At 41.9% G+C, this 11,099-nt stretch carries 13 protein-coding genes and 1 other RNA gene; 10 read left to right on the top strand and 4 right to left on the bottom strand.

Going from position 1 to position 11,099, the window contains the following annotated elements; all coding sequences use genetic code 11:
• Positions 1–295 precede the first annotated feature (295 nt).
• Both H6G73_RS09370 and gatC read left to right on the top strand, forming a co-directional pair.
• On the top strand, positions 296–817 hold the full coding sequence (locus tag H6G73_RS09370) for a photosystem I assembly protein Ycf3 (protein ID WP_190603602.1): 522 nt from the start codon (positions 296–298) through the stop codon (positions 815–817).
• A gap of 21 nt (positions 818–838) precedes the next feature.
• Positions 839–1,129, top strand: coding sequence for an Asp-tRNA(Asn)/Glu-tRNA(Gln) amidotransferase subunit GatC (gene gatC / locus H6G73_RS09365; protein WP_190603600.1), 291 nt, complete (start codon positions 839–841; stop codon positions 1,127–1,129).
• 301 nt (positions 1,130–1,430) lie between these two features.
• On the opposite strand, the gene aroA is transcribed toward gatC, so the two are convergent.
• Positions 1,431–2,780, bottom strand: coding sequence for a 3-phosphoshikimate 1-carboxyvinyltransferase (aroA, locus tag H6G73_RS09360; protein ID WP_190603597.1), 1,350 nt, complete (start codon positions 2,778–2,780; stop codon positions 1,431–1,433).
• A 558-nt stretch (positions 2,781–3,338) separates the two neighbouring features.
• Between aroA and H6G73_RS09355 the strand changes: the two genes are divergently transcribed.
• Complete coding sequence (locus H6G73_RS09355; RefSeq protein ID WP_190603595.1) at positions 3,339–3,851, top strand: hypothetical protein; 513 nt, start codon at positions 3,339–3,341, stop codon at positions 3,849–3,851.
• Between the two features lie 354 nt (positions 3,852–4,205).
• On the opposite strand, the gene H6G73_RS09350 is transcribed toward H6G73_RS09355, so the two are convergent.
• A complete protein-coding gene (locus H6G73_RS09350; protein WP_242034154.1) occupies positions 4,206–4,421 on the bottom strand; it encodes a chlorophyll a/b-binding protein in 216 nt (71 codons plus the stop codon).
• A gap of 90 nt (positions 4,422–4,511) precedes the next feature.
• A complete protein-coding gene (locus tag H6G73_RS09345; RefSeq protein ID WP_199317674.1) occupies positions 4,512–5,060 on the bottom strand; it encodes a 2'-5' RNA ligase family protein in 549 nt (182 codons plus the stop codon).
• 143 nt (positions 5,061–5,203) lie between these two features.
• Here H6G73_RS09345 and H6G73_RS09340 point away from each other — a divergent pair, with 143 nt between their 5' ends.
• The 6 genes from H6G73_RS09340 to H6G73_RS09315 all read left to right on the top strand — a co-directional run bounded on the left by H6G73_RS09340 (position 5,204) and on the right by H6G73_RS09315 (position 7,763).
• On the top strand, positions 5,204–5,470 hold the full coding sequence (locus tag H6G73_RS09340; RefSeq protein WP_190603591.1) for a YciI family protein: 267 nt from the start codon (positions 5,204–5,206) through the stop codon (positions 5,468–5,470).
• 84 nt (positions 5,471–5,554) lie between these two features.
• Positions 5,555–5,651: signal recognition particle sRNA small type (ffs, locus tag H6G73_RS09335), an RNA gene on the top strand.
• 24 nt (positions 5,652–5,675) lie between these two features.
• On the top strand, positions 5,676–6,059 hold the full coding sequence (locus H6G73_RS09330; RefSeq protein ID WP_190603590.1) for a phasin family protein: 384 nt from the start codon (positions 5,676–5,678) through the stop codon (positions 6,057–6,059).
• Positions 6,060–6,213: 154 nt separating this feature from the next.
• Positions 6,214–6,615 carry a hypothetical protein gene (locus H6G73_RS09325; RefSeq protein WP_190603588.1) on the top strand — a complete coding sequence of 134 codons (402 nt, stop codon included), beginning with the start codon at positions 6,214–6,216 and terminating at the stop codon, positions 6,613–6,615.
• Positions 6,616–6,664: 49 nt separating this feature from the next.
• Complete coding sequence (queF, locus tag H6G73_RS09320; protein ID WP_190603586.1) at positions 6,665–7,084, top strand: preQ(1) synthase; 420 nt, start codon at positions 6,665–6,667, stop codon at positions 7,082–7,084.
• A 178-nt stretch (positions 7,085–7,262) separates the two neighbouring features.
• Complete coding sequence (locus H6G73_RS09315) at positions 7,263–7,763, top strand: SH3 domain-containing protein (RefSeq protein ID WP_313947516.1); 501 nt, start codon at positions 7,263–7,265, stop codon at positions 7,761–7,763.
• A gap of 48 nt (positions 7,764–7,811) precedes the next feature.
• On the opposite strand, the gene sbcC is transcribed toward H6G73_RS09315, so the two are convergent.
• Entirely contained in the window at positions 7,812–10,838 is a 3,027-nt protein-coding gene (gene sbcC, locus H6G73_RS09310; protein WP_190603584.1) for an exonuclease subunit SbcC, read from the bottom strand.
• Positions 10,839–10,990: 152 nt separating this feature from the next.
• Between sbcC and H6G73_RS25090 the strand changes: the two genes are divergently transcribed.
• Entirely contained in the window at positions 10,991–11,086 is a 96-nt protein-coding gene (locus tag H6G73_RS25090; protein ID WP_199317673.1) for an EAL domain-containing protein, read from the top strand.
• Positions 11,087–11,099 lie beyond the last annotated feature (13 nt).

Below are 11,099 nucleotides of genomic sequence, written 5' to 3'. Positions count from 1 at the left end.
AATTTTCAGAACAATTTAATTTTACATTTGATAGATAACTATAATAATTTGAATTGAATAAAATCTATTAAAATTTTTAAGATATTCAATAATTTCCGCCTAAATACTGAAGCGAAAATAAGATTAATATTATACCAAGTATTACATCCTTTGCTCAAATCATCATCAAGGGATGAGGAGAACTCACCCCAAATCAGTTAAATTAACTATGGGGTATCCTGATAGCCAGATACCAATCTACGAGAATTAATTAGTAAACAAAGTCTGCTTCCTTTGAGCCACCATAGAGGCACATATGCCAAGAACCCAGAAAAACGATAACTTTATTGACAAGTCCTTTACCGTCATGGCAGACCTTATCCTCAAACTGCTGCCAGCTAACAGAAAAGCCAAAGAAGCATTTGTTTATTACCGAGATGGGATGTCGGCACAGGCAGAAGGAGAATATGCCGAAGCACTAGATTACTACGCAGAAGCTTTATCACTGGAAGAAGACCCCAACGATAAGAGCTACATTCTCTATAATATGGGGTTAATCTATGCCAGTAACGGAGATCATAACAAGGCTCTAGAGTTGTATCACCAAGCAATTGAGCTAAATCCACGTCTACCCCAAGCATTGAATAACATCGCCGTGATTTATCATTATCAAGGGGAAAAAGCCAAGGAAGAGGGGGACACTGACGGAGGAGAGGCTTTATTAGATAAAGCTGCTGATTATTGGATTAGAGCGATTCGTCTGGCTCCTAACAACTATATTGAAGCCCAAAACTGGTTAAAAACCACCGGGCGATCGCAAATTGATGTATTCTTCTAATTCCCAATTTACTCACAACCTATGATTGACCGTGAACTAGTCCGCAAAGTTGCTAATTTGGCTCGTTTAGAATTGACATCTGACGAAGAAGAAAAATTTACCACCCAATTAGGCAGCATTCTCGATTATGTAGAACAACTGAATCAACTAGATGTCAGCAATGTTCCACCTACAACTAGAGCCATTGATGTCAAAAATATCACGCGGGAAGATGAGTTAAAACCCTATCCTGAGCGAGATGCTATCCTCAACTGTGCACCTGATCAAGAAGGTGACTTTTTTAAAGTACCAAAAATCCTCAATGGTGATTAGGTATAGCAGGTGACAGGTGACAGGTGACAGGTGACAGGTGACAGTGCTAAAAGCCTTTGGTTATCTCAGTTTTAGCCGTAGGTTGGGTTAAGCGCAGCGCAACCCAACTCAAATATTGTGGTTGGGTTTCCTTAAATCAACCCAACCTACAATTTTTCTGCAACATTTTAGTCGTGTTAGTCCAATAGGGTGCGTGATGGTCTTTCACCTAACGCACCATTATTATTTTATGGCGGTGCTATCAAGGTGCGTTAGCCTGTGGCATAACACACCCTACAGATGTTTGGTGGAATTGAGTTTCTTAACGGCAAATTTCCGCTAGGGTATGGGTGAAGTTGGGGTAAGAAATGGCTGCGGCCTCAGCACGGTGGATGGTGGTGATACCATTAGCTCTCAGAGCCGCGATCGCTAAACTCATAGCAATACGATGATCTGTATAGCTATCAACATCTGTACCCACCAAGGGTGTACCCCCGGTAATTTCCATCCCATCAGGTAACTCGGTCACCTTTGCACCCATTTTATTGAGTTGCTGGGCCATCACCGTAATGCGATCGCTTTCTTTCACCCTTAACTCTGCTGCATCGCGAATCACGGTTGTACCTTCGGCAAAAATTGCCGCTACTGCTAAAATGGGCACCTCATCAATTAATCTGGGAATGATATCTCCAGCAATGGTGCAGCTTTTTAACTGACTAGAACGTACCCGCAAATCTGCGACTGGTTCCCCTGCTACTTCCCTCTCATTCTCCCTTTGGATATCTGCTCCCATTAATTCTAAGGCTTCTAAAATCCCGGTGCGGGTGGGATTTACACCTACATTTTCAATGACTAATTCGGAATCAGGAACAATGGCCCCTGCAACTAACCAAAAGGCCGCAGAACTAATATCACCGGGAACCACCACTTTTTGCCCATATAATTTAGCTTGGCCTGTCACCGTCACACTCTTGGTTTCTGGGTCTACACTCACTTCAGCACCAAATGCTCTCAGCATTCGTTCACTATGATCCCGTGATACCGCAGGTTCAGTGACCGTGGTTTTTCCTTCCGTATTCAATCCTGCCAATAAAATACAAGACTTGACTTGTGCTGAGGCAATGGGAGAATGATAGTGAATGCCTTTGAGTGCTTGTCCTCGAATGGCTAAGGGTGCAAGGGAATTATCTTTCCGTCCCCAAATAGCTGCTCCCATTTGTTGCAAAGGCTTAACTACGCGGGACATGGGACGCGATCGCAACGAACCATCACCAGTCACAGTAAAAAATCTGCCGTCATGGGATGCCAACAACCCTAACATCAATCTGATGGTTGTGCCAGAATTACCAGCATTCAACACATCCACAGGTTCTTGGAAATTTCCTAAGCCAATTCCTTTGACCTTGACTAACTCTGTATTTAGTTCCGAAATTTCTGCACCTAAAGCTTGAAAACAGCTAGCAGTGCTGCGGGGGTCTTCTCCTAACAGCAATCCTTGGATCTGAGTTTCACCTTCAGCGATCGCACCCAACATTAAAGCTCGGTGGGAAATAGATTTGTCCCCGGGAATCTGAATCCGACCCTGTAGGGAGAGTCTGGAAGGGGGACAATGAATAATTAACTTATGAGTAGCGTCTTCTTGAGTTTCTACGGTTATAACAGCAGCCGACATTAGGATACACTGGCTTTTGAATAGATCATGAAGTTGATCAGCGACTGCATTTACTGTCACTGCTGACTTCCACCCTAGTATCCTATCGTTTTTTGTTCTCTCAAACTTACTGAAATTCCTGTCTATTTCCTACCGCTTTTTATTACCTAGTTTCTGGCTCTTGTCAAAACTTCTTCATTATTATTTACATCTGTTCCGATAGCCATATTCACCTAGCTGGTTTTTCCGACTTTTTCCTAGTTTATGACTAGGTTTTATTAAGAAAAAACTAATTATTGGCAAATCTCATTAATGCTGTATAACCTTATATTGTAACTTTTTTCATCCTGATTTGTCTAGATTAAAAAAACAAAATATTCAGTTAATATGAAGCAGGTTTGACTCATTTACTGGGGCTATAAGTTGCATCATTCCCCTAGTATCCATAAAACCTCTATGCTTCAATATGCTTGTCTAAAAGCGTCACAGCATAATGATTAACGGTAATTGAGTTGCTGAAATTTTAGTCGTCATTCCCCAGTTCCTCTTGTTTAATCGCTCCTAGTTCTAATCGCTCCCATGCTCACCCACCACCGCAAACCCGTCTGCTTATCTTTGATTTCCACAGACTTGCCAGTTTGGTCTGTGGTTGAAACTGCTGGCACATTGTATCAAAAAGATACTCACCGCTTTCATTTACTTCTGACTGCCCCACCGCTGATTACTTGTGAAGTTTCCACTTCTTTTAATTCAGAAGAGACACCAGCACCAACTCACAAACAAGTTTATCCCCCTAGTAGTCCACGAGTGTTGTGGTTAGAAATTTCCCCCAGTCGAGTCATTATGACTATGCAAGGTAACGCTCAAGTGAGTTACCGTCATTTTTGGGAACATGGTGTTTATGGTATCAGCCGTTATTGGCTACCCACCGAATCATTACAATCCTATGAACCAATTCGCTTACGCAACTTTACCAAAAGCTTACATTTAAGCGGAGAACGCTTACCAGAACATCTCCGACTAGAATACGAATTGTGGTCAGATAAGGTTCAACTGGGTGCTTACATCCTCAATTTAGAAATTCAGCATTAATTCTCTCGCATACCAGAAAATTATTTTTCCTCACATACAAGTAGAGACGTTACATGTAACGTCTCTCACAAATATTTTTTTCAATAACTTCTAATAGGGCGGCGTGGCTTTAGCTATACTTCTTAGGGCTTACGCACAAGTTGCGAAAGAATTAACCACGTATCGCTAAGGCGAAAGCTCCGCTAACGCGAAGCGTCTCGAAGAGAAGGAACGAAGGAAACGTTCGCGTAGCGTCCCGTAGAGATAGGAAAGAGAGTTTCAGAGATATTTTGCGTAAGTCCTGCTTCTGTAACTTCTGAACTCCTGAACTCCTGAACTCCTGTTCGCGCAGCGTGCCGTAGGCATACTTCTGAACTACAGATTTTTCAAAACACCAATCACACCGTGTCCGGTCATCGCTTCCAGAATGATGAGAGAGAGGAAACCAATCATGGCTAAACGGCCATTGAGGAGTTCTGCATAAGTGGTAAAGCCGGTGCGATCGCCTTGCTCATCTACATATACCTTTGGCTCAACGGCAAAGTTGTTCATTTTACCTTGATTATCAATCAAAGAACCATTGCTACTCATTATTTTTATCCCCAATACAAATACATTTGTTATGTAAAGAAGTGTAACAAATATGATTAACATTTGTAAAGGAAATGATCAAAGTCCACCCTAGACTCCCACACAAGGGAAATCTGTTTTCACATTCCAGCGTTGACCATCGTGCAGCAGTAAAGTCAGATGGCTAGCTGTAAAGGTGAACTCTACCTGACGGTTTTGAAACTCAGGCCAAGCTGCGTGAAAATTTTGTTTGCTTAAGTCACGAAAGGCCACAGTCATATGGGGAACAAAGGGTCGCTGTTGGCTAACTGGATCTACTAGTCCTAAACGAGTCTCTAAATATGCCATTAAAGCTGCTTGCATCCTCAATAGTTCTTGACTTCTCTCCACATTTAGATAAATGACACGGGGTGGAAAAGCTGCAAATCCCTTGAGGTTAATGACAAATGGCTGCTGTGTCTGAGCAAATTCCCTCAAGGTGGTTTCTAACACCGACACATCTGCATCTAACCATGCAAAGGGAGGATATAGAGTGATATGGGGCGGAGACTTTTGTGCGCCACGGCTACTATATTTATCGGCAAAATATTGCTTAATTTCGTTGGCGTAAACTTGAATAGGTGCAGGTGGCAAAATAGCGATAAAAAAGCGATTTTTCAAAGGATTAAAGGAAAAAAAAGAAAATTAGCCTGAATGATAATACAAATAGATGATATATAACTAATTCGATAATAAATCGTGATATTTTGAATTAAACACACAAGATTTTCATCCAACCCTCAAATCCTCAATCTAAAATTCCTATGGCGTGGTTTGTAAAAATAGAAGCAGGTAAAGTAGATAAACCCATTTTTGACCAATATGTGCCAGCCCACAAAGCCTATGTACAAGATTTAATAGATAAGGGTCATAAAGCCAAAACAGGCTACTGGGGACAACGGGGAGGTGGGATGATGCTATTTGAAGCAGCATCAATGGAAGAAGCAAAAGCGATCGTGGCCCAAGACCCACTAGTCCAAAATGACTGTGTTAGCTACCAGCTTTACGAATGGCGCATAGTCGTGGAATAGGCAAATTTTGGTAAGTACGTGGAGAATTAAAAATCCAAAATCACTTGCCACACATTCTTAACTTTTAATGTTATGATTCTATAAGACCTGGATCTATGCGACTTCAACGCTCAAATCTTGTCAGGACCGGAAGGTAGCAGCAATACGAGATGCTTGTGGTAGGCTTAGTCTCCGGGTCGCCCCATTTTAGGAGCGTTCAGCAGCAATGCCTGGTTTTGGAGATATTGTTCAAAAAGCTTTTTACCTCGGTGTTGGTATAGCTTCTTACGCCGGTGAGAAAGCAGGGGGGAAGTTAGCCGAACTGCGATCGCAAGTCCAAAAACTGGCAGATGAGATGGTGGCAAAAGGCGAGATGACTACAGAAGAAGCTCGTCGCTTTGTCGAAGAGATGATGAAGCAAGCCCAACAGCCCCAAACATCTGGAGAAACGCCTGAACAGACAGCCCCTTCTGAACCTCGTCGCATCGAAATTATTGGGGATGATGAAGAACCAACTGTCAAAGAACCAGCAAGTGATAATGTCAAGAATTTACGGGATCAGGTAGAAGCATTAAAAAATGAGTTAAATCGACTCAAACATGACCAGTAAATAATTCTTTTCCTTTCGCGTAGGCATTGAGTTAGCACTTGCAAAGGGCGTTACACTGTTGAGTGAATGTGCGTTGTTGACGAATTAATATAAGCACTTCCTCTGGGGTGAAATCTAGCGTCCTAATATAGAAGATATGAGGGGCGTTCAGTTTATGGAACAGTGGCAAAAAGACTTAGTGGAAATCCTCGAAACTGTGGCTGATGAAGTTGAGCGCTTCTTCTTAGGAATGAATGATATGGTAGATGCTTTTTTTGAGCTAACAGAAGAAATTTCTGAGCAAGTGCAAGCTTCCATTGTCACCGAAGTTGACCAGTTATTTCAAGACCTAGCTGAACCAATGCTAGAAGTTTACTGGGAACTAGAAGACGTGATAGCAGATGTAGACCCTGGTTTTCCCTATGCCGTGGAAGCCACACCAGAACAAAATGCTGCTTGCATGGGCTGTCAAAATTATCATGGTCAAGTTTACGGTGGTAATTTGTTAGTCTGTGCCATGCACCCCCATGGTTGGGATGATCAAAATTGCCCAGATTGGGAGGGTAGTGGAGAGTAAGAAATGTTAAGTTATTTATAGTTGAATCTCTGCATCTATTTACTAACTTATGACTAACTCCACACCAGAAACCGCATCTCCCGCTAGTCAAGAAATGAAATATGGTGAACGCATTATTGCGGAAGGGGAGTTAATTACGTTTCCTAACCCGCGTGTGGGTCGCCGTTACAATATTGATATTACGTTGCCAGAATTCACTTGTAAATGTCCTTTTTCTGGCTATCCTGACTTTGCGACTATTCACATTTCCTATGTTCCCGATGAACGGGTGGTAGAGTTAAAGGCTTTGAAGCTTTATATTAATAGTTATCGCGATCGCTATATTTCTCACGAAGAATCAGCTAATCAGATTTTAGATGACTTTGTTGCTGCCTGTAACCCCTTAGAAGTAACCATCAAAGCTGATTTTACCCCCCGTGGAAATGTGCATACAGTAGTTGAAGTTCACCATCAAAAAGCATCATCTTGAGTTGAAGATGTATAGCACTAGATCAGGTTTGGTCGTAAAACCCTTAGTTTTTTCGCGGAGGTTTGATAAATAGAACGGAAGTTTCAGTTAGACTGAATGACTAATCAATCTAGTGGTGTTTGAAGAGATGAACATGCTTTCTGGCTGCCTCAAATTTATCATAGGAGTTTTCCTAGCAATGGTTGTGTTGTTAGCTGGTGGAGTGACAGTTGCTCTTTATTTCATGAATCGAACTGCTATTCCCCCAGCAAAACCAATGTTTGCTAATGACTATCCTGCACAGCCAAAAAAACCCAAGGGAGCAGTTGCTAAAAATCCCCCTAGTCCTAAACCGGAAGCGACAGCAGCATCTTCTCCCAGCCCTAGTCCATCTCCTATTACCGAACCCAGTCCCTCACCTAGTCCTAGTCCATCACCAGATGCTTTACCACCAGGTGCTTATCGTGGACAGGTAACTTGGCCTCAAGGTTTAAGTTTACGTTCCGAACCCAAATCAGATGCTGAACGTGTGGGAGGTGTTGGTGGTAATCAAAAAATTATTGTTTTAGAAGCTAGTGCTGATCAGGCTTGGCTGAAAATTCAAGTTGAAGGTGGGACTCAAACAGGTTGGGTGAAAGCAGGTAATATTCAAAAATTGGATGAACAACCAGAACCTGCCGGAGTCACAGGTGATAGATAACACAGTGGAAAGCCTGTTTATGTCTATATTTGGGTGATTTAACAAAAATTAAATTAATAAATGTAACTGTGAACCTTGCTGAGTTTTGGTGACTTCTATTCTGGCTTGAAATGCTTCTTTGAGGTGGGGCATATGTGTGACGGTGAGGATACAGGCAAAATCAGAGGCGATCGCATTAATCGCTGCAATCAAGCGATCGCATCCTTCTGCATCCTGTGTCCCGAAACCTTCATCTACTATCAACAACTGTAAGGCTGAACCTGCTCGTTGTGCTAATAACCTGGCTAAAGCCAAGCGAATGGCAAAATTGATTCTAAAGGCTTCTCCCCCAGAGTAAGTTTCATAAGCCCTTGTCCCTTTAGCATCGGCAATTAAAATGTCTAAAGTGTCAATTAATTTGGTATTTTTCTTGCTGTTTCTGCCACTTTTACCAGATTTTTGTGTAACAAATTGTACATGCAGTTGATTGGCACTCAAGCGGGAAAGTAGCTGGTTTGTCTCGGCTTCCAGTTGAGGTAAGACATTTTCAATCATCAATGCTTGGATACCATTTTTACCAAAAGCCTGGGCTAATTCCTGATATACACGCTGTTGTCGTTTGCAAGTTTGTAATTCCTGCTGCTGTTGTTCATATTGACCTTGCAGGGTTTCTAGTTGATGGGCTAGTTGTTGCAAACGCCCCAATTGACCTATTTTTTCATCTAATTGTCGCCGTCTGATGGCTAACTTTTGCTCTAAAGCCTGTATTTGCGCGGCTGGGTTAGCAGTTGCTTCTAGCTGTTCCACAATTTGCTCAATTTGTTGGGCAAATTTTTGAGCATCTGCTAATCTGGCGGTTATCCCCTCTTGTAACTCTTGCAACTTTATTTGCAGTTGGGGATATTGCTGTTGGGCAGACAATAACTGTTGGTAGCGCATTTGCCAAGACTGTCCTTGACGCACAGCTTGACGTAATTGATTATGTTGTTCAGAACTATAACCCATTTCCGCAATTTGTTGTTCTAAATCAGCTATTTCCCTAGCTAACTGAGAATTGATTTGCAGTTGTTGAATTTGCAGTTGAAATTGGGCAATGTTTCCTTGCAGTTCTGGTTTTTTCGCTGCTAATTGGGTTTGGCGTTTGATTGCATCTTTAATTTGACCTTGTTTTATTTCTGCCCATCGCCATCTTTCTACCTCACTACGAGCGAGGGCGTGGTCTTGCTCGTTATAATTAAGCTGGTGCAGATATTGGTCTAATTGTTTTAATTCCGCTTGTTTTTCTGGTGCATAATCACCTGCTTGGAGAGAACGTTCTAAATGCTCCCTTTCGACGGCAATTTGCTGTAGCTGCTGTTGAATTTCACTGGTGGCTTGCAACTGGGCAGCTAATTGTCCCCGATGTTCCCGCAAACTGTCATAACCGGACAATAACTGAGATATTTCTCGATATTCCTGCCGCAATACCTGAATTTCTCTATCAGATACCGCCATCTGTTCCCTTACCACCCAAAATTGCCCTTGGGTATCCTGATATTCAGATTGGGTTTTTTCGACTACTCGGTTCCAATGGTGTTCATCTAAAGGTCGTTCACACAAAGGACAAATAGCGTTGGGGTTTTGCAGCATTTGTAATTTTTGCTCTAGTTCCCCTAGTATTCTTTCGTAGTCCCGTTGGTGTGCTTGCAACCTTTCAATAAAATGTCGCCGTTCCTGTCCTTTTTCCTGTACCCGTTGCAAATATACCCGCTTTTTCTCCAGTTCTTCAATTTGTACCGCCACCTCCATCACTGCTTGTTGCAATTGGGGTTGACGACGATGTTGTCCTTGGAGTTGGCCTTCTGTTGATTGTAACTGCTCAATTCTCGCCACTAAACTGGCATGGGCGCGGTCTATATGACTTTGTAAATTTATCTTTTGTTGCAACAAGGGGTTAACTTGCATTTGCAACTGGTCTAAGTGTTGCAAATGTTGTCTAGCTGCGTTTAATTGTGACAATGCTGCATCTACTTCCCCTGATTTAGTTAGGGTTTGCTGTATTTCCCGTTCTTGTTGTTCTAAGGCTGATAATTGGGCTTCTGCTTGTTGGAGTTGGCGTTCAATATCTTGAATTTGTTTAACTAACTGCTGCTGTTTTTGCTGTTTTAAAGTGGTGGCCCGACTATGTTGTTCAAATTTGGCGGAGAATTCTTCTTCTTGGGAAACTAAAAATTGATAATGGCTATATCCCTGTTTAATATCGATTTCTTGATTTAAAATTTGATCTAAATCAGCTAATTGCGATCGCACAGCTGCCGTTTCTTGTCCCAGGCGATCGCTATCTTGAGTTAAATTTTGATATTGTTGTTTAACAAAGCTTAGTTGCTGTTCCCAGTTTTGCCGTTGATGCTGCACCACCTGCAAGCTTTGTAATTGGATATTATCTAAAGCCTGCACCTGTTGTAACTGATTCAGTTCTCCCTCTAATTCTGCCCGTTGTGCTTCCGTAGTTTGGCGTTGTTGGAGTTGAACCTGAATATTTTCTAAAGAACGTTCTAACTCCTCCACTCGAAACTTAAACTGTTTAGAAGCATCCTTCGCCTTTTCTTCTAACTCATCATATAAGGTTAACTTTAATAACTCCGCTAAAATTTCCTTCCGTTCCGTTGGCCGCTTTAACATAAACTCATCCGCCCGTCCTTGTCGCAGGTAAGCGGAATTAATAAACGTATCGTAATCCAGCTTGATATGTTGTAAAATTACATCCTGGGTAGCTCTCACCCCTTTACCAGTCAGAGGACGAAAACCACTAGGAGTTTCAATTTGAAATTCCAAAACGGAAGTACCACCACGCATTCTGGTGCGAATCACACGATATTTTTGGTGATTGGTTTGAAAAGTGAAATCCACTCGAACTTCCTTAGCCCCAGAATGAATTACATCATCCTCAGCCGCAGCCCGACTTTCACCCCAAATTGCCCAAGTGATAGCTTCTAGTAAAGAAGACTTACCCGCACCATTGGAACCACAAATACACGCCGTATGCAACCCGCCAAAATCTAAAGTTGCATCGCGATAACTTAAGAAGTTTTTGAGTGTTAGTTGTACAGGGATCATTCAGGCTATAGTGCCACATCTAAAATATTTATAGCTAACAGTACAGATGCACTTTTGTTAGTTTAACTATCCAAATATCAGGTTTCTAGTCTTAAAGACATCAATTTTACAAAAATTTACATTATTAACAGGTAATTCCATTAAAAATTGAAGTGATGGCAGAAGGGGTAGAAACTGCTGATCAACTTCAATTTTTACGTCATCTTGGTTGGAAGTTTGGACAGGGTTATTTTGTTGCTAAATCTTGAGAAGGGAGATTAA

Origin of the sequence: Richelia sinica FACHB-800, from assembly GCF_014698825.1 — a bacterium.
Taxonomy (GTDB): domain Bacteria; phylum Cyanobacteriota; class Cyanobacteriia; order Cyanobacteriales; family Nostocaceae; genus FACHB-800.
The sequence above is the reverse complement of the archived record's forward strand: the minus strand, read 5'-3'. Positions and strand labels throughout refer to the sequence as shown.